At 34.7% G+C, this 23,834-nt stretch carries 17 protein-coding genes and 3 tRNA genes; 15 read left to right on the top strand and 5 right to left on the bottom strand.

The features are described from left to right. The first annotated feature begins 26 nt into the window (after positions 1 to 26). The 5 genes from ISP71_00690 to ISP71_00670 are packed head-to-tail and all read left to right on the top strand — an operon-like array spanning position 27 to position 5,816. Complete coding sequence (locus ISP71_00690) at positions 27 to 2,120, top strand: peptidylprolyl isomerase (protein ID MBL6662593.1); 2,094 nt, start codon at positions 27 to 29, stop codon at positions 2,118 to 2,120. Between the two features lie 16 nt (positions 2,121 to 2,136). Continuing rightward, a complete protein-coding gene (locus tag ISP71_00685; protein ID MBL6662592.1) occupies positions 2,137 to 2,976 on the top strand; it encodes a hypothetical protein in 840 nt (279 codons plus the stop codon). Next, entirely contained in the window at positions 2,963 to 4,288 is a 1,326-nt protein-coding gene (locus tag ISP71_00680; GenBank protein ID MBL6662591.1) for a peptidylprolyl isomerase, read from the top strand. The genes ISP71_00685 and ISP71_00680 overlap by 14 nt, the downstream gene beginning before the upstream one ends. 7 nt (positions 4,289 to 4,295) lie before the next feature. Continuing rightward, positions 4,296 to 5,249, top strand: a complete 954-nt coding sequence (locus tag ISP71_00675; protein ID MBL6662590.1) for a MoxR family ATPase — start codon at positions 4,296 to 4,298, stop codon at positions 5,247 to 5,249. Then, the gene (locus tag ISP71_00670; protein MBL6662589.1) at positions 5,250 to 5,816 is read left to right on the top strand and encodes a peptide deformylase; all 567 of its coding nucleotides are present in this window, start codon (positions 5,250 to 5,252) and stop codon (positions 5,814 to 5,816) included. A gap of 106 nt (positions 5,817 to 5,922) precedes the next feature. On the opposite strand, the gene ISP71_00665 is transcribed toward ISP71_00670, so the two are convergent. Further along, positions 5,923 to 5,996: transfer RNA gene (locus tag ISP71_00665), tRNA-Arg, on the bottom strand. A 194-nt stretch (positions 5,997 to 6,190) separates the two neighbouring features. Here ISP71_00665 and ISP71_00660 point away from each other — a divergent pair. Next, a complete protein-coding gene (locus ISP71_00660) occupies positions 6,191 to 8,380 on the top strand; it encodes a T9SS type A sorting domain-containing protein (protein MBL6662588.1) in 2,190 nt (729 codons plus the stop codon). 78 nt (positions 8,381 to 8,458) lie between these two features. On the opposite strand, the gene ISP71_00655 is transcribed toward ISP71_00660, so the two are convergent. Together ISP71_00655 and ISP71_00650 are read right to left on the bottom strand one after the other, a co-directional pair. Further along, positions 8,459 to 8,533 (bottom strand) — tRNA-Pro (locus tag ISP71_00655). 57 nt (positions 8,534 to 8,590) lie between these two features. Then, positions 8,591 to 8,677: transfer RNA gene (locus ISP71_00650), tRNA-Ser, on the bottom strand. Between the two features lie 146 nt (positions 8,678 to 8,823). On the opposite strand from ISP71_00650, the gene ISP71_00645 reads away from it, so the two are divergent. From ISP71_00645 to ISP71_00635, 3 genes are read left to right on the top strand one after another with little or no spacing between them, the layout of a single operon-like run. Further along, positions 8,824 to 10,578: a hypothetical protein gene (locus ISP71_00645; protein MBL6662587.1), complete on the top strand. Its 1,755-nt coding sequence runs from the start codon at positions 8,824 to 8,826 to the stop codon at positions 10,576 to 10,578. Between the two features lie 12 nt (positions 10,579 to 10,590). Next, positions 10,591 to 12,087 (top strand): ABC transporter permease, encoded by a 1,497-nt coding sequence (locus ISP71_00640; GenBank protein MBL6662586.1) that lies wholly within the window; start codon positions 10,591 to 10,593, stop codon positions 12,085 to 12,087. 4 nt (positions 12,088 to 12,091) lie between these two features. Next, positions 12,092 to 13,414, top strand: a complete 1,323-nt coding sequence (locus ISP71_00635; GenBank protein MBL6662585.1) for an ABC transporter permease — start codon at positions 12,092 to 12,094, stop codon at positions 13,412 to 13,414. Here ISP71_00635 and ISP71_00630 read toward each other — a convergent pair whose 3' ends face one another. Both ISP71_00630 and folP read right to left on the bottom strand, forming a co-directional pair. Then, a complete protein-coding gene (locus ISP71_00630; GenBank protein MBL6662584.1) occupies positions 13,415 to 14,188 on the bottom strand; it encodes a TIGR00159 family protein in 774 nt (257 codons plus the stop codon). Continuing rightward, positions 14,189 to 15,049, bottom strand: a complete 861-nt coding sequence (gene folP / locus ISP71_00625) for a dihydropteroate synthase (protein MBL6662583.1) — start codon at positions 15,047 to 15,049, stop codon at positions 14,189 to 14,191. It lies immediately after the preceding gene. A 21-nt stretch (positions 15,050 to 15,070) separates the two neighbouring features. Here folP and ISP71_00620 point away from each other — a divergent pair, with 21 nt between their 5' ends. Genes ISP71_00620 through ISP71_00595 form a run of 6 tightly spaced genes read left to right on the top strand, consistent with a single transcriptional unit; the run spans position 15,071 to position 23,821 of the window. Next, positions 15,071 to 15,604 (top strand): DUF1599 domain-containing protein, encoded by a 534-nt coding sequence (locus tag ISP71_00620; protein ID MBL6662582.1) that lies wholly within the window; start codon positions 15,071 to 15,073, stop codon positions 15,602 to 15,604. Between the two features lies 1 nt (position 15,605). Further along, positions 15,606 to 16,733: a DoxX family protein gene (locus tag ISP71_00615; protein ID MBL6662581.1), complete on the top strand. Its 1,128-nt coding sequence runs from the start codon at positions 15,606 to 15,608 to the stop codon at positions 16,731 to 16,733. Positions 16,734 to 16,739: 6 nt separating this feature from the next. Beyond that, positions 16,740 to 17,816 carry an ABC transporter permease gene (locus tag ISP71_00610; protein MBL6662580.1) on the top strand — a complete coding sequence of 359 codons (1,077 nt, stop codon included), beginning with the start codon at positions 16,740 to 16,742 and terminating at the stop codon, positions 17,814 to 17,816. A 1-nt stretch (position 17,817) separates the two neighbouring features. After that, on the top strand, positions 17,818 to 18,567 hold the full coding sequence (locus ISP71_00605) for a triose-phosphate isomerase (protein ID MBL6662579.1): 750 nt from the start codon (positions 17,818 to 17,820) through the stop codon (positions 18,565 to 18,567). Beyond that, positions 18,567 to 19,388 carry a 50S ribosomal protein L11 methyltransferase gene (gene prmA, locus ISP71_00600; GenBank protein ID MBL6662578.1) on the top strand — a complete coding sequence of 274 codons (822 nt, stop codon included), beginning with the start codon at positions 18,567 to 18,569 and terminating at the stop codon, positions 19,386 to 19,388. Before ISP71_00605 ends, prmA begins: the two co-directional genes overlap by 1 nt. Further along, entirely contained in the window at positions 19,385 to 23,821 is a 4,437-nt protein-coding gene (locus tag ISP71_00595) for a hypothetical protein (protein MBL6662577.1), read from the top strand. The genes prmA and ISP71_00595 overlap by 4 nt, the downstream gene beginning before the upstream one ends. The last annotated feature ends 13 nt before the right edge of the window (positions 23,822 to 23,834 follow it).

The raw sequence follows: 23,834 nt of genomic DNA, 5'->3' as shown, positions 1-23,834 counted from the left end.
TTATTTAATAACTAATCTTAAAAAAAATGAACAAATTTTTAAATTTACTTGCCCTTGTTTTGACTACCAGTCTGGCAATGGCAGACGGAAACATTACTGTTAAACCGTCAGCTCCTTCTGATGACCCATCTATGGTGATGCAGGTAGGCCCAGAAAAGGTTCAACTTGAAGAATTTGAATCTATTTTCAACAAAAACAATAATGAAGAAAATGTCACAAAAGAATACCTTGATGACTACACTAATCTTTTTATTGATTTTAAAAGAAAAGTCTTGTATGCTCAAGAAAATCAAATGGATACTTCAGTAGCATTCAAAAGAGAGTTAGCAGGATATAGAAAGCAACTTGCTCGTCCATATTTAACAGACCAAGCTGCTGAAGATGAGTTAGTAGCTGAAGCATATGACAGAATGAAGTATGAAGTTCGTGCTAGTCATATTTTAATTACAATTCCAGAAAATGCTACTCCACAAGATACTTTGGAAGCATATAACACCATTAAAGGACTTAGAAATAGAGCTCTTAAAGGAGAAGACTTTGGTCAATTAGCTCAGCAATACTCTAATGACCCTTCAGCAAAAACCAATTATGGTGATTTAGGTTATTTTTCTGCTTTTAGAATGGTTTACCCTTTCGAATCTGCAGCCTATAATACTCCCGTTGGTAAGGTGTCTGATATTTTTAGAACACAATTTGGTTATCATATCCTTAAATCTGTTGACAAACGAGCAAATAGAGGAGAGGTAAAAGTAGCTCATATTATGATTGAAGAAAGAGACGATGCTACTTCACAAGAAAAAACTGCCAACCAAGAAAAAATTCAGCAGTTAATGCAGTCTTTGAAAGATGGAGCAACATTTGAAGAAATGACTAAATTTTCAGATGACAAAGGCTCTGCTAAAAACGGGGGTGAATTACCTTGGTTTGGAGCAGGTCAAATGGTGCCAGAGTTCGAAAATACAGCCTTCAACCTATCATCTCCTGGAGATATTTCTAAGCCTATTCAAACTATGTATGGTTGGCACGTAATTAAGTTATTGGACAGAAGAGGTATACCATCATTTGAAGATGCTGAGGCTGATATCAAAAATAAAATCAAGAGAGATGCTAGAAGCAATAGAGGTGAAGAGGCACTGATAGCTAGAATTAAAGACGAGTACAATTTTTCAGAAGGAAAAAGTCGTTCTAGACATCAAGATTTTTATATTTCTCGTTTAAACCAGTTAACTTTTGATTTCGATAATTACTCAAACAACATTGACCCTTTTTGTAAAATTAATTACAAAACTTGGGATAGAGCATCATATACCACTGAAGGAAAAACAATGTTTACATTAGATGGTATTGCCTACACACAAGACGATTTCGCTGATTATTTGGCAGTTAATAAAATTAAGGTTGACTCTGCAAACAGTTGCCCTGTTGTAAAAGAAAGATATGAAGACTGGGTAAATAAGACATGTTTAGATTACGAAGACTCTAAACTAGAAGAAAAACACCCTGAGTTTAAAGCCCTAATGAAGGAATATCACGATGGTATTATGTTGTTCGATTTGATGGATCAAAAAGTATGGTCAAGAGCTATTGACGATACATTAGGTCTATTGAACTATTATAACCTTACCAAAGAAAATTACCGATGGGACGAAAGAGCTCTCACAACAGTTTACACATCTAACGATGAACTAACAGCTAGTAGAGTTAGGACTTTGATAAACAACCGTTATAACTCTAGTGTATTAACTTCTGAAGAAATGAGTTATTTAGGTTTTGGTAAAGGAGAATTTTATCTTAGCGATGCTCGTATATTAAAGTTGATGAACCGTTACAGAGCTAATAATCTTAAAATTTCATCTCGTTCTTTTGAAAAAGGAAAAAGTACCGCAGTTGATAACCATTGGTACAATGGTCTTACTGAAAATGAGACTAATCTTGACGGTTCAGTATTTTTTGCTGACGTTAAAGAATTGAAAAACGGAGAACAAAAAACATTTGAAGAAGCTAAGGGTGAGGTGATTACTAATTATCAAAATTACCTAGAGGCTGCTTGGAAACTAGAGTTAGAGCAAAAATATCCTGCTCAGGTATACACAGATGTTCTTTATAAATTAGTAGACTAATAAATAAGTATAAATTATGAGGAAAAAAGCTTTATTATTATTTTTAGTATTAGGGCTTTTTTCCTGTAATTTCTTCAAGCAAGATACTGACAAGCTACTTGTTACCGTATATGGTGACAAATTGTATTTTTCAGATATACAAGATTTAATTTCTCCAGACTTAAGTGGTGAAGATAGCCTAAAGTTAGTTCAGGCACTTTGTGAAAAATGGGCAAAGGAACAACTCCTTGTTCAAAAAGCTAAAATTAACCTTCCGTTAGTTCTACAAGACGTACAAGCGCAAGTAGAGAGTTACGAAAAATCTCTTTTGATTTATTCATATCAGAAAGAATTACTTAATCAAAAGTTAGATACCATAGTTAATGATGATGAAATACAGTCTTACTACGAAAAGAACAAACAAAATTTCATCTTGAACAATGCTGTTGTTAGAGTTAATTATATCAAGTTAAAAAAAGAAGTCCCTTACTTGTGGAAGGTTCAGCGTCTCTTTAAAAAAGAAGATGAGGAAAGTAAGTTATCCTTAGAAGATTATTGTTATCAATTTGCTGACGATTACTATCTAGACGATAGTTGGCTCAGTGTTGATGACATCTTTAAAGTTTTACCAGATAGTTACACATCTAGAAACTTATTTAAAGGCAAAAACATAGAATTTGCCGATGACGATTATTATTATTTCCTTCACGTCAAAAAATATATATCAAAAGGTAGCGTTTCTCCATTGGAAATGGTAAGTAACCAAATTCATTCTATCATTATTAATAAAAGAAAGATTGATTTTCTTAAACATGTAGAAATGGATTTATATCAAAATGCACTTGCTAAAAATTATGTTCAGTATGAAAAAAATTAGTTTTCTAATACTTTCATTTCAATTTTTCACTTTGTCATTAATGGCACAAGAAATGGTTGAAGGGATTGTAGCAGTTATTGGCGATAAAGCCATTTTAAAATCTGAAGTAGAGCAACAGTATCTACAACTTAGAGCATCTGATGTGACGAATAGCAACCTTAGGTGTGAAGTGATGGAAGAACTGATGTTTCAAAAGCTACTTAGTCATCATGCAGAAGTAGATAGCTTAGTTGTTACAGATGACGAAGTAAACGATGCTATTGACCAACGTATAGAGTATTTTATTAGTCAGATAGGTTCAGAGAAAAAGTTAGAAGAATATTTTGACAAGTCTATTTCTCAGATAAGAGAAGAATTCCAAACGATTTTTAGAGAACAGCGTTTAGCTCAGCGTATGGAAAGTAAAATTACTTCAAATCTTAAGGTTACTCCACAAGACGTTTTGAAATTTTACAATAAAATTCCAAAAGATAGTTTGCCAATATTCCCTGAAGAAATATACTTATCTCAATTGGTTGTTTACCCTCTTGTTGAAGAATCAGAACGTGAACGCATAACCAAAAAATTAAAAGGGTTCAAGCAACGTGTTCAAAATGGCGAGGACTTTTCTTTTTTAGCCTCTTTGTATTCAGATGACCCAGGCTCCGCTAAAGATGGTGGTGATTTAGGTTTTGTGAAAAAAGGTAAGTTAGTTCCTAAATTCGAATCTGTGGCTTTTCGTTTGCAAGAAGGCGAATTATCTGATGTGGTAGAAACTAAGTTTGGCTTTCACCTCATACAAATGGTAAAAAGAAGAGGACAAGAATTTAACGTTCGCCATATCCTTATAAAACCTAAGATAAGCCCCAAAGCTATAGAAAATGCTAAGTCTAAGCTAGATAGTATTATTCAATTTATGGCAAAAGATACTTTGTCATTTGAGCAATTAGCCATTAAATATTCAGAAGATGAGTCTAAAAATAACGGAGGTAGAATTGTAAATCCTCAAACGGGTTCTTCATCATTTGTATTAGAAGAATTGGAATTTTCAGTGTCATCTACAATAGACGGTCTTAAAGAAGGCGAATATTCTAAACCAACGGTTTTTGTTAGTTTTGATGGTCGTAAAGGTTGTCGTATCATAAATGTTGATAGAATAATAGAAGAGCATAAAGCAAGTCTAAAAGAGGATTATGACCGTATTCAAAGCGTGGCACTTCAAGAGATGAAAGTCACGGTTTTGGACCAATGGAAAAAAGATGTATTGAAAGAAACCTACACCGACATCAAAGAAGATTTTGACTGTGTGTGGAAAGATAATTGGAAAAAGTAATAGTAAGATGTCTGAAGTAGAAGAATTGGATGGATTTAAAGAATCCTACGAGAGATTTAGAAAAGAAATAGCCAAAGTAATTGTTGGGCAAGATGAAGTTGTAAAAAATGTGCTTATATCTATTTTTAGTCAAGGTCATTGTTTGCTAGTAGGGGTGCCTGGTTTAGCCAAAACATTATTGGTTCAAACTATTGCACAGTCTTTAGGCTTAAAGTTCAATAGAATACAGTTTACTCCCGACCTAATGCCATCTGATATTGTCGGTTCTGAAATTTTAGATGATAGCAGACAATTTGTTTTTAACAAAGGCCCATTATTTGCAAATATCGTTTTGGCAGATGAGATAAATAGAACACCTCCCAAAACTCAAGCAGCTTTATTGGAAGCTATGCAAGAAAAAGCCGTAACGGCGGCAGGTACTAGTTATGAACTAGCTAAACCTTTCTTCGTTTTAGCTACGCAAAACCCTATTGAACAAGAAGGAACTTATCCATTGCCTGAGGCTCAATTAGACCGTTTTATGTTTAACGTTGTCTTAGACTATCCATCCTATGAAGAGGAGCTGGAAGTTATTAAAAGTACAACTTCGGACAAAACTGTGGTTTTGGATAAAGTACTTGATGCCGAGCAAATTATACGCTATCAGCAATTGATACGCAAAATACCTGTTGCTGATAATGTGATGGAATATGCCGTTAAATTAGTAGCAAAGACACGTCCTAACACCCCAATGGCAACAGAAAGAGTTAATCAGTTTATCGCTTGGGGAGCAGGGCCTAGAGCCTCTCAGTTCTTAGTGGTAGGTGCTAAATGTCATGCGGCTATTAATGGTAAGTATTCACCAGATATAGAAGATGTCAAAGCCGTAGCTGAACCTATTCTGAGACACCGATTAGTTAAAACATATCAAGCTGATGCCGAAGGCATTAGTATAGAACAACTTATTCAAGAGCTATTATAGATGATTATACCTATTGTAGCATACGGAACAAAGGTTTTAAAACAGAAAGCTGAAGTTATTTCTAGCGATTATCCTAACCTAGAACAGTTGATTGAGGATATGTTCGAGACTATGTATGAAGCTAGTGGAGTAGGTTTAGCAGCACCTCAAATTGGTAGGAGTATCCGTCTGTTTATTGTTGATGGTAGCCCTTTTGCCGATGAAGATGCTGATATGGAAGGCTTTCGCAAGGTATTCATCAACCCACAAATAGTAGAAGAAAGTGGCGAAGAATGGAATTTCAACGAAGGTTGTTTGTCCATTCCAAGTATTAGAGAAGATGTATCACGTCTTTCTAAAGTTCGTATCCGTTATCAAGACCAAGATTTCAATACCATAGAGGAAGAATATGATGGCACTAAAGCCAGAATCATACAACACGAATACGACCATATTGAAGGCGTGCTTTTTACAGATTACCTAAGTGCCATAAAGAAACGCCTTTTGAAACGTAAACTAAACGATATTTCTAAAGGTAATGTAAAGGTCGATTATCGCATGAAATTCCCACTCAAAAAGGGTAGGTAAATACTTTTTTTAGATTCATATTTATTTAAGAAGAGAATTTCTTACAATTTTCTATTAAAGCATTTTATACAAAAAAAGCTCAACAATGTCTTGCTGAGCTTATCTGTGATCGCGACAGGATTCGAACCTGTGACCGTCTGCTTAGAAGGCAGATGCTCTATCCAGCTGAGCTACGCGACCAGTAAAAATGTGAGCGCAAATGTAAATATTTTTGAATAGATAGCATACAGTTAGTAGTAAATAAGTTAGATGACAATTGCGATTTAGTATGATACCACTTTGTCAGTTCAAAAATCAGTATTTTTGTACCTCATTACTAACTAACCCTAATTCAAGTGAATATCAAGTTTTTTCATCTTATTTTTCTTATCTTAATGATGGTATTTTCGTCTGTTACTTTAGCCCAAAATTGGCAGTCAAGTCCATCGTATAATGCTGATAGCCGTCATCATCCCATTACTTTTTCAAACGACCGTTACGGTTTCGTTATGGCAGGGCAAAATGCTTTAGGAGAATACTTAGAAGATGCCTATAGATTTGATGCTCAAACAGAAAGTTGGGAGCAAATCGATGATTTTCCTGGTGGTCCTCGAGGTTACGCTTATGGCGTTTCCAACAATACGACTGCTTATGTCGGTTTTGGTAAATTCAATTCCGATTATCCTACTGATTGGTGGGCTTATGATATTCCCAATAATCAATGGACACAATTGGCTAATTTTCCTTCTGCAGGAAGAAGTCACCCAGCACTAATACTAGTAAATGATAAAGTTTATGTAGGTCTAGGAAGTAATACTGCAAATTTAGACGATTGGTGGGAGTACGATATCCCTTCTGACAGTTGGTCGCAAAAAGCCGATTTTGAATTTGGAGTTAGACATCATCCTTTTTATTTCGGTATAGATGGTATCCCTTTTGTAGGCTTTGGGCATGGCAATAGTATAAATGGTGCCATAAATATTTATAATGACTTTTATAAATACGATGCTACAACGGATAGTTGGATAACATTAAATGAATTTCCTTCTGAGGGTAGAGTAGCGGGAACGCAATTTTCTTACAATGGTAAGGGCTATGTGCTAAGTGGTGATGGTGATGATCATGGCCCTTTGGATAGTGGTGAACTGTGGGAATATACGCCACAAACAGATAGTTGGGTGCAATTAGAATCTCACCCTGGTAATGCACGTTGGGCACCGGGTTGTTTTGTAATTAATTGCGATTTATATTTCACTTCAGGTTATGATAGGATTAATCAGATTTACTTTAATGATTTGATTAAATTTAAACTTGGTGATGATTGTGGTTGTACTGATACTACGGCTTTAAATTACGACTCAGGGGCTTTATTCGATGATTTTAACTGTTGTTACGTAGGAGGTTGTACTGAGCCCACAGCTTTGAATTTTAATTCAGATGCTTGTCAAGACGATGGAAGTTGTATTATGCCAGAATTGGGTTGTACTAATCCATTATCAGAAAATTACGATTCTACAGCTAATGTCTTAGTTGCCAACGGCGGTGCTGTCGATAATCTAACTTATGGTGTTGGCGGTTTTCATACCAATGATGAAATTGATATGGTATTTGATTGTATGGAAGATGTAACTATCAATTCTGTTGATGTATATGCCCAAACTTCATTTGTGGTAGAGATTGAAATATTAGATGTCAACGATGTACAGATTTTTAGCGCAAACTTTTTTCTAAATGAGGGATTGAATACATTATCACTAGATTACGATATAGAAGTTGGTAACGATTACAAAATTGGTGTAATAGGGGATAATCAAGGCTTGTATAGAAACAATGATGTGGATTCAAGTATTTTTCCTATCAATATTTTGGATTATATCAGTATTACTGCCAATACCACCTCAAACCCTCAAAGTTATTTTTATTACTTTTATAATTGGCAACTCTCTGTAAGTTGTGATGATGCTTATGGATGTATAGATACTTTAGCTTGTAATTATTCTAACTATGCAACCATTAGTGATTCTTCATGCGTGTACTTAGATGGTATTTGTGAAAGCTGTGAAGATGGCGTTATTATTGATAACGATTTTGATAATGACGGCATTTGCGATGATGATGAAGTGATTAGTTTTAATTGTGTTAATAATGTTTGTATTGACCCTAGTGATGGTAGTGGTGAATTCTCTACTATCAACGATTGTTTGCAAAACTGTTCGTCAACAAATGAAAGTTGGAGATGCGATAATGGTGTTTGTGGGGTTCTAAACGATGGAACAGGAGAATATTCTAGCTTAGAAGAGTGTGAAAAACAATGTCAAGATATTTCTTCTATATTGGAAGAAGAATTTAATCTAAGTATATTCCCTAATCCGTCTTATGATAGCTTTACATTAGAATTTATTTCCAATGGTATTATTGATATTAATGTTACTAATCTACTTGGTGAGAAAATTTTAAGTTATAAGTTAAATACAAATGGAAATCATACTATAATTTTGGATTTATCTACATATCCCAAAGGTATCTATAACCTATTCATTAATACAAATAATAGAACCTCTAGTGAAAAGTTAATTTTACAATAGTAAGAGGATAAATATGACAAATAAAAAAGGGTTTGATAATTATCAAACCCTTTTTTTTATTCCGGTTATTATTGTGTGTCGGGGTGGCAGGATTCGAACCTGCGACCTCCTCGTCCCAAACGAGGCGCGATAACCGGGCTACGCTACACCCCGAAATAAGGCTGCAAATCTAAACAAATAATCAAGACAGCCAAATTAATTTCAATACTGCGGAGAGAGGGGGATTCGAACCCCCGATACCGTTACCGGTATAACACCTTAGCAGGGTGCCGCTTTCAGCCACTCAGCCACCTCTCCAAAAGAACAAGGGCGCAAATTTATATGATTTACATTGTTTCGCAAAGTTTTTTTATTTTTTATTTTTTTATCCTATAAATTCGATAATTGCATAGCTTATAAATGATTCGGAATGTTATATTTGCATAAACTCAAATTCTACGATTATGTTGAATAAGATATTTGCTACTTTAATAGCCGCCATTACATTATCTGCCTGTGTTGATAGCAGAGATTTATCTCAGAACATTGTTGTTGCTCATATTTCATCAAACCCTGATGGTTTGCACCCTTATAATGACAATTCGGTCATGCGTTCTTTCATTTTTGAACATACACAAAAAACTTTAGTAAAGTTAGATGTTAGTTCTTTAGAATACATACCATCTCTAGCTAAATCCTTACCAGAAATTTCTGATGATGGGCTTTTGTATCACTATGAGTTGAGAGATGACGTGAGATGGGATGATGGAAGTGAATTGACTGCAAAAGACATTGAGTTTACGACTAAATTACAACTGTGTCCACTTACTGATAATGCCAATGTAAGAGGTAATTATTCTTCTGTAATAAAGGATATAATACTTTATCCTAATGAGCCAAAGAAATTTACTATGGTAGCTTTTGGAAAAAATGTTACCAACCCTAATATTTTCTCAGAGGTCTACATTCAACAGAAAGCGCATTGGGACCCAGAAGGTATATTGGATGATTTAACATTTGAAAATATCCACAGCGAAAATTTTAAAGAAAAAAAAGAATGGTCAGATTGGTTTAATGCTTTCAATCATGGAGACAATCGCTATCAACCAGAAAGACTAGTAGGTTTAGGACCCTATCAAATTAGTGAATGGGAATCTGGTTCTTACATCATAGCCAGTAGAAAAGACAATTGGTGGGGTGATAACGATACGCTTATTTATAACCAAAATTATCCTGAACAAATCATTTTTAAGATTATTACTGATGATGCCTCTGTATTTTTATCATTAAAAAGTCAGGGGTTAGATGCAACTAACAGAGTAGGTACTTCTAAATTATTCAAACTACAGAAGCACGATTACTTTAATGAGAATTACCATTCTGCCTTTTTAGACCAATATTCATACTATTATGCCGGTTTGAATATGCGTCCTGACGGTATCAAGAGAAAAGAATTTTTTACTGACGTAAAAGTACGCAGAGCGATGGCTCATTTAGTTCCTGTCGATGAAATTGTAGAAGTATTACTTCATGGAGAAGGTTCTAGGCAAGTCGCTCAGTTATCCAATCTTAAAAAGAACTACAACGATACTTTAGAGTTGATTAAATTGGATTTAGAAAAAGCCAAACAATTATTAGACGAAGCAGGATGGATAGATACAGACGACAATAACATTAGAGATAAAATTGTCAATGGCGAGAAACTACAATTGAGTTTTGAATTGAGTTATATGAGTGGTGCTGCCTCTAAAGAGACGGCCTTAATGATTAAAGAGAGTATGTGGAGAGCTGGTGTGGAAGTTAAGCCAAACCCAATGGACTTTACCTTGTTTTATAAAAATGCTCAAGAGCATGATTTTGATATGATGCTTGGAGGTTGGGGTGGTTCTGCCTCTTATTCCAATCCTTACCAATTGTGGCACACTTCTTCTTGGGCAAACAAAGGTTCTAATTTCTGTGGTTTTGGCGATGCTTATAGCGATTCTTTGATTGACGCTGCTAATGCTGCCATTGACCCTGAAGAACATAGAAATGCCATATGGCAATTACAAGCCAAGATATATGAAGACCAGCCTTATGTGTTTATGTATAGTCCTAAGCGTAAAATAGTCATTCATAAGCGTTTCGATAATGCCGATATGTATTATGAAAAACCCGGTTTTGTTTTACATAATTTTAATCTCAAAGAAAGTTATAAGACTAAAGTCCCAATACCCTAAAAATTTAATAATATGTTAAAATACTTAGCGAAAAGGATACTCATTTTTATACCAACATTGTTAGCCATTTCATTATTAGCTTTCATTATTAGTATAAGTGCACCAGCCGATCCTGTAGAAAAATTATCTAGCTCTGCCGACAAGGAAGGGGCAGCCAATCAGCAATCTAATGCGACTAAAAAAACTAAGCAAGAATTACGAAAAAAACTAGGTCTTGATTTACCAGTTTTCTACTTCAGTTTTGGGTCAATAAGTGATTGTGATACACTCTACAGAGTTGCAGATAAAGACCACTCAGCATGTCTAGCTGAGTTATCTCATTATTATGGCAATTGGGAAGATGTTTCTAGTTATTTTCATCAGCTAAATGTAGCTCAGCTTAGTCATAGTAAGCTTATTTTAGATGATATCTTTGAGATGAATAAAGATGCTGAGGGGCGACCTAACTATTCTAAAAATGAAATCAATGATGTAATTACTGAATCTAATTTTGAAATCAATTCAATGTTAGAAACAGCCAACCCTAATGTGATAGCATCAAAATTTAATTCTTTAGATACACTTTATAGTAATTATGCCTTTTTATCTCCCGTAAAAAAGGAGTTTGAACAATCCAAGTTGTTATACAATGATATGCTAAGTAAGCAATCTTCTTGGAAAAGCTATATTCCTAAAATTATATGGTACGGTTCTAAAAATCAATATCATTTTTGGTTGTTTGGTGATGGTGAACAACGTAAAGGAGTTGTAAGGGGTGACTTTGGTTTTTCTTACATCGATAGTCAGCCTATCAATACTAAAATATGGAGTAAGGTATGGATTTCTTTTTCCTTTTCATTGTTATCGGTAATCTTTGCTTATTTAGTCAGTATTCCACTAGGAATTTATTCAGCTTACAAAAAGGACACAAAATTTGATAGGATTACGTCTATTGTAGTATTTGTTTTGTATTCAATGCCTGGTTTTTTTATTGGTGTATTGTTATTGTACACCTTTGCCAATCCAGACACATTAAGGTGGTTTCCTGTTTCAGGAATACAAGACCCTACATTATACGACCCTAGCTGGTCTTTCTTAGAAAAAGCAGCACACAGAGCACCTTATTTTATACTTCCATTGATAACCTATACTTATAGTTCTTTTGCATTTTTAAGTAGAATTATGCGTGTTGGTGTAATAGATGTATTTGGACAAGATTATATCCGTACAGCACGAGCTAAAGGACTTGGTGAAGGTAAAGTAGTGATGAAACACGCATTAAGAAACTCTTTATTACCAATAATTACAGTTTTTGCTAATATTTTCCCTTTAGCAATTGGAGGGTCGGTAATCATTGAAACCATTTTCACTATCCCAGGTATGGGATTTGAGATTTATAGTTCAATACTCAATTCAGACTATCCTATGATAGTTGCCGTATTTACGATTATTGGTTTTTTAACTATGATCGGTTATTTAGTAGCCGATATACTTTATGCAGTAGTAGACCCTAGAATTTCTTACAAATAAAACTATGGAACAGAGAGATTTTTCATTTAAAAAATACGCTTGGCAGCAGTTTAAGAAAAACAAACCAGCCCTAATATCATTATATATTCTGATAGCATTGGTTTTTGTAGCCTTATTTGCGCCTGTTATAGCTAATGACCAACCTTTGTATTGTAAGTATAAAGGAGAAACTTTTTATCCTGCATTTTCCACTTTGGTTAATCCATCTAAGTTAGATTCTGTCATCAACTCTGAAACAGGTCTTATTGAAATCCTTCAGTTTGATATTACAGATTGGAGGAAGCTAGATTTAGAAAAGGTAGTCTGGGCACCTATACCTTATTCTCCAGACAAGGGTGACAGATATAACAGAGAATACGTATCGCCATTCGATGAACAACGGTATAAAAATAGTGACAATGAAATTGTCGCCATTCCTAACCGCTTAAGGCACATTATGGGAACTGACAACATAGGTAGAGATTTGGCGTCAGGACTAATTCATGGTACTCGAATATCACTTTTGGTAGGAGTATTAGCTATGGGTATAGCAAGTATTATTGGGGTCTTTTTAGGGGCTTTGGCTGGTTTCTTTGGTGATAGAAATTTATTAATGCCTCGATCTAAATATTACTTTACACTATTGGGAGTTTTCTTAGCTTTCTTTTATGGTTTTGGTGTTAGAAAATACACTTTAGCAAATGCTTTTACTTCAGGCAATGGAATTTGGGAACTTGTCATCTCTTTAATTTTAATTGCTGCTATCATAGTAGGAATGCGTCTTTTATCTAGAGTGTTCAAATTTGGCTGGTTAGCCAAAGAGGTTAGTGTACCAATTGATACTTTTGTTTCTAGAGGTATTGAGATTTTAAACTCAATTCCTAGACTAATTCTAATCATTACTATATCGGCCATTTTCGTAAGAAGTATATGGTTAATTATGGTAATTATTGGTCTTACTTCATGGACTGGTATAGCACGTTTTACTCGTGCTGAATTTTTACGTATCAGAGAGTTAGAGTACGTTCAAGCGGCTAAATCTCTGGGTTATTCTAATTTTAGAGCCATTGCTAAACATGCACTTCCTAATGCATTAGCACCTGTATTTGTGTCAATTGCCTTTGGTGTAGCATCAGCAATCCTTATAGAAAGTTCTTTATCTTTTCTAGGAATTGGTGTTCCAGATGATGTAGTAACGTGGGGGTCTTTACTTAATTTAGGACGTCAAGAATTTGAAGCGTGGTGGTTGGTTATGTTCCCAGGATTTGCAATATTCTTAACTATTACTATCTATAATTTGATAGGTGAGGGGCTAAGAGATGCACTTGATCCTAGATTGAAAAGCTAATTATTGGTGCAATTCCCTTTGTAAGAATTCTTTGAGTTGATCGGCAGATAGGCTAATCTCTAATTTGCCTTTGTATGCAACCGAAATTTTACCCCTTTCTTCTGAAACAACAACAGCAATAGAATCCGTATTTTCGGTAATACCAGCCGCTGCTCTGTGTCGCATACCTAAATTTGAAGGAAAACTATCGTTTTCTATAGTAGGAAGAACGCATCTAGCTGCTTTAATGGTATCGCCAGTGATAATGACCGCACCATCGTGTAAAGGGCTGTTTTTGAAAAAGATACTCTGTAAAAAGATATTAGATGTTTTGGCGTTGATTATTTCGCCAGTTTCAATGTAATTGGGTAAGCCATTTTCTCTAGTGATAACGATGATTGCACCAGTTTTAGTTTTTGCCATTTCATCACATGCCTGTACGATGTCTGAAATTTTCACCTCTGCAGCAGTTTCGTCATTTATCCAATTAAATTTTAAAACTCCATCTTTAGAGAAAAATTTAGTATTTCCTATCATCAATAAAAAGCGTCTTAATTCTTGCTGAAAAACAATAATGACTGCTAACACACCAACACCAATAAATTGCCCTAAAATTTCACTTAAAAGTTCCATTTGTAAGGCTTCTACCAACTTCCAAAGTAAATATATAGCTGCAATACCAATAAAAATACGAATGGCTACAGTACCTTTTATCAATTTGTACAATTGAAATAGCAGAAATGCTACCAGTAAGATGTCTAAAATGTCTAATATGTTAAATTCTAAGAAACCCATTTATAATTGGTTTTTGGCGAAGTTAATTAATTTTACACACTCAACAGCTTCTTTTACATCGTGCACCCTCAGAATTGATGCTCCCTTGCTTAAACACAAAGCATGAATAGCGGTTGTTCCGTTGAGTGAATTTTTAGCATCTGTTTCCAATACTTTATATACCATTGACTTTCTTGAAACTCCTACTAATAGGGGAAGTTCTAGAGTATGAAGTTCTTCTAGATTATTTAACAATTGGTAGTTGTGTTCAAGTGTTTTGCCAAATCCAAAGCCAGGGTCAATAATGATTTTACTTAGACCTTTTTGTTGTAGTGTTTTCACTTTGTTTAAAAAATAGTTCGCCACTTCTTTTTCTATGCAATCGTAATGTGGATTGTCTTGCATAGTTTGTGGAGTGCCTTGCATATGCATCATAATGTAAGGAACATTTAAATCTGCAACAACATCAAACATTTCTAGGTCTAAATTTCCAGCAGAAATATCATTGATTATATCTGCACCATTATCGACACTTCGCCAAGCAATTTCTGAACGAAAGGTATCTACAGAAAGTATAGCTTTAGGAAATTCTTTGTTAATAATTTGTAGTGTTTTTTCTAATCTTTGCCACTCTTCATCAAGACTAATGTGTTTAGCATTAGGTCGAGAAGAATAGGCTCCTATATCAATGATTTTAGCTCCATCATCGAGCATTTTTTCAGTTTGAAGAAGTGCTTTTTTTATGGAATTGTGTTGTCCGCCATCATAAAAAGAATCGTCAGTAAGGTTTAAAATACCCATTATTGCTGGTGTTGATAAATCGAGCAATTTTGAATTACAATCTATCGTTATAGGAGTGTTTAAATTTTTATTTTTAGTCATTCTTCAAATCGAAATTGAAATATGGAACAAACCATTCGTGAATATGATGTGGCATCAGCCAAATGTAAGGATATTTTTATCAAAAAAATGAAAGATTATGGTTGTGCTTGGCGTATTCTAAGACTATCGTCACTTACGGACCAGATTTTCATAAAAGCCCAAAGAATACGTAGTATTGAGATGAAGGGTTCTCAAAAGGTTGGTGAAGATATAAGAAATGAATTTATTGGTATTGTCAATTATTCCATCATTGCACTTATTCAGTTAGAGAAGGGTATTGCAGAACAGCCTGATATGGAAAATCATGAAGTACAAGAACTGTATGAAAAATACTACACTGAATCCAAAGAACTGATGAAATCTAAGAATCACGATTATGGAGAGGCTTGGAGAGATATGCGAGTCAGTTCTTTGACCGATTTGATACTTCAGAAACTTCTAAGAGTTAAGCAAATAGAAGACAACCAAGGTAAAACCTTGATTTCTGAAGGGATTGATGCCAATTATTTTGATATGATTAACTATTCTATTTTTGCACTAATTAAACTTAAATAATATGAAATTTTTAACTTATTTGTCTCGATTAATTGTAGGAGTTCTTTTTATCATTTCAGGACTTATTAAAGCCAATGATGCTCTTGGCTTTTCATACAAATTGGAAGAATACTTTTCTGCCGATGTACTCAATTTAGAATTTTTGATACCACTAGCTTTTGTTATGGCTGCAGGTATTTGTATTTTCGAAGTGGTAGTTGGTATTATGGTGCTTATTGGTGCACGTCCTAAACTAGCCAATTGGTCTTTAATGTTGATGATTGTATTTTTTACTTTCCTAACGTTTTATTCAGCATATTATAACAAAGTAACTGACTGCGGCTGTTTTGGTGATGCTATTAAACTCACACCTTGGGGGTCATTTAGAAAAGACCTCATTCTATTATTTTTCATTTCCATTTTATTCTTAGGGGAGAAACACATCAAATCCTTATTGAGTCGTAAAATGGAAAATATGTTTTTAGCCATCGTTACTTTTTTCTGTTTTGCTTTTGTTGTCCATACCTACAGACACTTACCAGTAAAAGATTTTAGACCTTATGCTATAGGGAATAACATAACAGAGGGCATGAAAACCTGTGATGAGTTAGAATTACCTTGTACCGAAGAAGCCTATTATTATGTCGTAAAAAACAAAGCAACTGGAGAGGTTTCAGAGATGCTTTCTACAGATTATCAAGATAAGTGGGAAGACTATGATTTTGTCGAAGCAACAGAAAAAACCATTGTATTGCAAGAGGGTTACGAACCACCAATTCATGATTTTTCCATTACTAAAGATGGTGTTGATTATACCTATTCGGTGCTAGATGAAGATAACGCATTTCTATTGGTTTGTTATAATATTGACAAAACTTCTGCTTCTTCTCAAGAAGAAATCAATGCTTTTTATGCCGATTGTCAAACGGCAGGAATTTCTTTCTATGCTTTGTGTGCCTCTAGCGATGATAATATTTTAGCTTTTGCAGAAGAAAACAACATAGAATATCCATTTTATTTTACAGATGAAACCACTTTAAAAACGATGATTCGTTCAAATCCAGGGTTAATGTATCTGCAAAAAGGAACAATTATGGGAAAATGGCATCATAATGATTTCCCATCTTTAAGTGATATAGAAGTTCAATAATTAGTTTTGTTAGCATTTGTCATCAAGCGTTTGAGTTATGGTTTCCTAGTAATGTGGGGAGTAGTAACTGTAGTATTTATACTCTTTAATGTTTTGCCTGGTGACCCAGCAAGAATGATGTTAGATCAAAGGGAAGATGCTGAGCAGTTGAAAAATATAAGAGCCAAATATGGCTTTGACAAGCCACTTTCTTCTCAATATGCTTTATATCTCAATGATTTATCTCCAATATCCTTGCACTCACAAGGGCTTAATGATTATTCTAACCTTGAATCCAAAGCATATAGCTACTTTAAAATAGTTTCTATCAAACATACAGATATCGTAATTAAGTTCCCTTATCTAAGGACATCTTTTAAAAAGTCTGGCAAATTAGTTAGTCATATTATTTCAGACACATTGCCCAATACGGTTGTCTTAGCACTTTCTTCAATACTTATTGCTATTGTAGTTGGTATTTTCATTGGGATATTGGCCGCTATCTTCAAAGACAGTTGGATTGACAAGTTGGCTCTATTTTTTGGAGTCTTAGGAATGTCAGTTCCATCCTTTTTTTCAGCGATACTCATTGCTTGGTTGTTTGGTTTTGTGTTAAACCATCTTACAGGTTTAAACATGACTGGCAGCTTGTATTCGGTAGATGATTATGGAAGGGGAGAGTTCCTTAGTTTATCTAACCTTATTCTACCCGCTATAATCCTAGGCGTAAGACCTTTAGCGGTTATTATACAATTGACAAGGTCATCTTTTTTAGAAACTTTGACACAAGATTATGTGCGTACGGCTTTTGCCAAAGGTTTAAGTTTTGTTAAAGTGTTGAGAAAGCATGTTTTGAAAAATTCACTAAATCCGGTTGTTACAGCCGTATCGGGTTGGTTTGCTAGTTTATTAGCAGGGGCTGTTTTTGTAGAATACATTTTCGCATGGAATGGTTTAGGCAAAGAAATTGTCGATGCATTAAATCAATTGGACTTACCACTAGTAATGGGAAGTGTATTGACTATTGCGCTAATGTTTGTAATTATTAATATTGTGGTTGATCTTATTTATGGATGGTTAGACCCTAGAATTAGAATGAGTTAAAATGAGAAAGAAAATTGTAGCAGGAAACTGGAAAATGAATAAAGATTTGAATGAAGGTGCTGATTTGGCTAACGAATTGTCAGAAATACTGACGTTATCTTCGAGCAATGTGGAAGTAATATTGGGAGTGCCATTTACACACCTTGATAAGATAGCCTCTATTTCTGATAAGTTTAGTGTAAGTGCTCAAAATTGCAGTGCTCAAGAAAGCGGTGCTTTTACAGGAGAAGTATCTACTAAAATGATACTATCTACAGGGGCAAAATACGTTATTCTAGGGCATTCTGAAAGAAGGGCATATCATCAAGAAAATAATGCCGATTTAGCTAAAAAAGTAGATTTATGTTTGTCGGACAATTTGAAGGTTATCTACTGTTGTGGAGAATTACTTTCTGAAAGAGAGTTTGGCAATCATTTTGCGGTAGTCAAATCACAGATTGAAGAAGCTTTGTTTCATTTGTCAGCCGAACAGATGTCTAGAGTAGTGATAGCTTACGAACCGGTTTGGGCTATTGGAACTGGCGTTACAGCTAGTTCAGATCAAGCCCAAGAGATGCACGCCTATATTCGTTCAATATTTACGGATAAATATGGTGTAGATGTAGCTCAAGATCTATCCATTTTATATGGTGGGAGTTGTAAGCCTAGCAATGCTCAAGAAATTTTTTCTAAAGAAGATGTTGATGGAGGTTTGATTGGTGGTGCATCTTTAAATGCTAATGACTTTAGTCAAATTATAAACGCATTTTAATGAACTATAAAGAAGTTATATTTTCATTTCAGCCTCTGCAACCGTGGAGTGAAATTCTTGTAGCCTATCTGTCTGACCTAGATTTTGAAAGCTTTGAGGATATCAACGAAGGAGTAAGAGCCTACATTAAAGAAGATGATTTTAACTTTTCTGATATAGAAAGCATTTGTAGTCAATTGGATTGTAAGATTGACATCAATCATAAAGTTATAAAGCAAGAAAATTGGAATGCCAAATGGGAATCTGATTTTCAACCCATAACCATAGGGAGTAAGTGTGGTATTCGAGCGGATTTTCATAAACCACTAGAAGTAGAGTATGAAATTATTATTACCCCAAAAATGTCCTTTGGAACAGGGCATCACGCAACAACTTATGGTATGATGGAGGCTATGCTAAGCTTAGATTTTCAAGATAAGAAAGTGTTAGATATGGGCTGTGGCACAGCAGTATTGGCAATATTAGCTTACAAATTAGGTTCTAATAAGGTTGATGCTATTGACATTGAAGAATGGGCTTACAATAATGCACTAGAAAATATTAGTATGAATGGAAGTTCAAACATAGTAGTGCATAAAGGTGGTAAAGAAAAAATTGAAGGAGAGTTTGATATAATTTTAGCCAATATCAATAGAAATATCTTGATTCAAGATATGTATGCATACTCTAGCCATTTGCTTCAAAATGGATTGATTTTGTTTAGTGGTTTTTACGAGCAAGATTTAGACTTGATAAAGCAAGAAGCTAAAAGACAAGGATTAAAATACATCAGTCATAATTCCAAAAATAATTGGGTAACAGCAAAATTTCAAAAACTATGAAAGCTATTAAAAAACTAACTTTTCTATTATCTTTTTTCATTTTAGCATCCTCTGTCTATGCACAATCAAACAAGAGGTTAAGGGCGTTTACTGATGACAATAAGGTCTTTTTAGAGGAAATCAATACCTTTATGCTAACGGGTTCTGCCTCTGAAGAAACTAAGAAAATGATGAAAGATTTTTCTAAGATGTGGGAAGGCAATACTTTTTCTTCGGATAAAAAATCTTCTATCATTGATTTATCCAACAAAATGTTGAAAGACAGAAAAAGACCAACTCATTTTGAGTCTTTGTTAAAAGCCATAGTATCATTTACAGATGCCGAATCCTTTGACACTCAGTTTAATAATTGGTCAGCTATAGTTAGTTTATTGATTGAAACTTCTCCAACTTCTAGATTACTGAAATTTTACACCCTTTCCGACGATTTATTTACTCTAAAAACACTTTTTAGAAACCGTTCTTTGAGTTGGTACACTTCTAACTTAAACTATCAATTTGCTATAGAAGATAGTGTGCCAGTGATAAAGTTCAATCAGCCCATAGATATGATGTGTATTGCTAGACAAGACACTATGAAAATAGCCCAAACTAGTGGTACATTTTATCCTATTGAAGGTTTATGGCGAGGAAATGAAGGTTTAATAGATTGGCGTAAGGCAGGTTTTAGTTTTGCCGAAGTATATGCCGAACTTTCAAAGTATTCTATTGCTTTAAAGCAACCTAGCTTTTCAGCAGACTCCGTGCGTTTTTATAATTTAATGGTTTTTGACGACAAGCCCATACTAGGAAGTCTTGAGAATAAACTGGTTGAAAGGAACAAGAATGATAGCAAGGTAGCTTATCCTAAATTCGATTCTTACGATAAGAAAATTACTCTTTCTGATTTAATTGAAGATGTAGATTTTATAGGAGGGTATTCTTTGTACGGCAACCGTTTTGTATCCAAGGGAGGAGATGGTCAATTAGCAAGTTTGATATTCTATCGTAAAGGTCAGCAATTTGTTCGTATTTCTTCGGAAAGAATTGCAATTACTGGAAAGCGGGTTTTAGCCTCTAATGCATCTGTAAAAATCATTTTAGCTAATGACTCTATTACCCACCCTGGTTTAAATTTTATATATGACCAAGAAGATAGACGTTTGGATTTAATTTCTGATGAAGATGGTATATCTTCTGCTCCTTATATCAATTCGTATCACGATTTAGATATGCGTTTTCAGAAGTTAGGTTGGAACATCGATGACGATGAAATCATTTTTGGAACCTTACCAGAAAATACTAGTCAGCCAGCCTTTTTTGAGTCCAATAGGTATTATACTGAAAAACATTTTGATGCATTGTTAGGAATAGATGCTCAGCATCCTTTAGTTAGGATTAACAATTTTAACAAGCAGTATGGTATCAATAATATATTCTTGATTGATGATTTTGTTAGGCTTTCGGGCTATTCCGATGATCAGGACATTCGTTTTTTGATGAATTTGGCTAAGCAAGGTTTTATCACCTACAATTCTGGATTGGGGACAGTAGGAGTAAAAGATAACGTTCTTCGTTATATTATGGCCAAATCAGAAAAGGAAGACCACGATGTTATTCGTTTTAAATCTAGTGCACCACAAGACAATGCGAATGCTATTCTGGACTTAAACACTATGGACTTAAAAGTTTTTAACGTTAAGCGGGTTCAGTTGAGTGAAGTAAGAGATGTCATAGCTTTACCTACTAAGCAAGAAATTGTTGTTAAAGAAGGACGTAATTTCACTATGGGTGGACGATTAATAGCAGGAGCAGGAGGACGTTTTAGAATAAATTCAGAAGATATAACCTTTAACTACGAAGATTTTAGACTTTATTTTAAAGACGCTTCAACAGAGGTTTGGATTCCTAACAATCAGGAGAAATACAATGAAAAAGGGGAGTTGGTATTAGAACCTTTAGAGAATGAAATTACTATTGCCAATGGCGAATTGTTGGTCGATACAACCATCAATAAATCGGGAATATGGAAAGAAGATTATCCCCAATACCCAATCATCAGAAGTTATGACCGTTCTAAGGTATATTACGACCAAGAAGAAATATTTTCTGGAGTATATGATAGAGAGCGTTTTTACTTCGATATAGACCCTTTCGAAATAGATTCTTTAGATTCATACAACCGTTCTTCGCTTAGTTTTCCTGGTGAGCTGAATTCGGCAAACATTTTCCCAAGTTTTAGAGAAGAATTAAGAGTGCAAGAAGATAATGCTTTAGGGTTCAAGATTGATATTCCAGAAACGGGCTATCCTTTGTATGGCGATAAAGGTCAATTTCATGCCAACAATAGATTATCATTAGACAAATCTGGATTAAGAGGTAAAGGAGGGTTTGACTATTTATCTTCGACTACACAGTCTGACGATTATATATTCTTCCCAGATTCTATGAATACCCATGCTAACACATTTGACCTCGAAAGAACAGCCAATATTGCTGAATTTCCTCAGGCTAGTGGTAAAACTATATATGAGCATTGGCGACCTTATGATGACGTTCTAATGGTAGAAAAAAAGACCGAAGATTTGGTATTGTATTCTGCTAAAGCAACCCTTGATGGTCGTTTTTATCTTCGCCCTAGTGGACTTACGGGAGCAGGTAATGTTTATCTAGAAGATTCCGAATTAAGTTCTAATTTATACTACTTCAATCACAATGAATTTAATGCCGATACAGCCGATTTTGTCTTGCACCGCTCTGATGATTTCAAAGCCATTGCCTTTGAGTCTGTAAACTTGCGTACGGAGATTAATTTATTAGAAAGAACAGGTAAATTCCAATCTAACGGTAACAATTCATTTGTGGCATTTCCTGAAAACCAATACATCTGTTTTATCGATGAGCTAAAATGGTTCATGGATAGAAGTTTGATAGAATTGGGTGTGTCTGAGGGCGGAAGTGGCTCTAGGTTTGTTTCTACTCACCCCGAGCAAGATTCCTTGTCTTTTGTTTCTAGAAAAGCCTCATATAGTTTAAAGAATTACATTATAGATGCTGAAGAAGTGGATGAGATACTAGTTGCCGATGCAGCTATTTATCCTGCTGATGGTTCTGTTACGGTGGAGACAGGAGCAAGAATGAGAAGTTTTAAAGGCGCTTCTATTTTAGTTAATAGAGATAAACGCTACCACGAATTATTTGATGCTGATGTGACGATTCATGGTGGTAAAAGTTATGCGGGTCGTGCTTCGGTAAACTACAAGGGTAGAGGTGTTGAAGAACAATTGATTCGCTTTGATTCCTTGTATGTCGATAGCATTTATCAATCGGTGGGTATAGGAACTATTAGCTCAGAAAGAGGGTTTAAGTTTAACCCTCAATTCTCTTACAAAGGGTCTGTTAAGATGGAAGGCTCTATGAAAGAGTTTTATTACGACGGTGCTTTTCAAGTACAACACGAATGTTACTTAGTCAAAGACGGTTGGGTTAAGTTCAGCGATTACGTTGGGGTAGAAGACATACAATTGCCGATAGGTGGTGAAGTACTTGACGAAAATGGCAAGAACTTGTATGTAGGCCCTATCATGTCAGAAGATAGAATCTATCCAGCTTTCCTTTCTGTACTAGAGCAAGAAACGGATTTGGTTATGATGCCTATTAATGGTTATTTATCTTATAATACAGGGCTTTCTATGTTTATTGTACAAGATAAAACTGATTCTTTGGCAAGTAAATTTACGATGACCAACGAGGGTTGTATAATGAAAGGAGAGGGAGAGTTTAATTTAGGACTTGATTTAGGACGAGTAGAACTTTCTACTATTGGTAATTTCAACTACAATGCTGTAGAGAATACCTTTAAAACTAAGTGTATGTTATCCTTAGATTTTTACATGAGCAATAACGCTATGGAATTTATGGGGCAAGACTTGTTTAACGACCCAATGGCAGATGAGTTAGAGATGAAAGAGAGTTTTTATATTCCTAATTTTAAAAGAATCTTGAAGGATGAGGATTTATCTTTTGAATACGAGATGTATGGACAGTTTCAAAAGTTACCATCTAAACTAAAGAAAACCCTTTATTTCTACGATGTTAATCTAGAGTGGGATCAAGAAAATTCAAGCATTATGTCTAAAAAGATGTTAGGCTTGGGTAACGTTAATGACTTCCAAATCAATAAGCTGTACAAAGGACGACTGGAGCTCAATAAAGATTATTCTGGTGACATCTTTAATGTCTATTTAGAAACAGATATTGGCGAGTGGTATTTCTTTACCTATTCTAATGAGGTATTACTCAGTCGTTCTTCAATAGAAGATTACAACATTGGTATTTTGGAAGTGAAATCCCAACAAAAGAAGCTACCAGCCTCTAAGGGACAAGCTCAATACCAATACGATTTGTCTTCAGAAACGGATGTTGATAACTTCAAAAAACGATTTTTTAGATAGTATTCAAACTTTG

The organism is Flavobacteriales bacterium, from assembly GCA_016779995.1.
Classification (GTDB): domain Bacteria; phylum Bacteroidota; class Bacteroidia; order Flavobacteriales; family UBA7312; genus UBA8444.
This window is presented reverse-complemented; position numbering and strand designations above follow the sequence as displayed.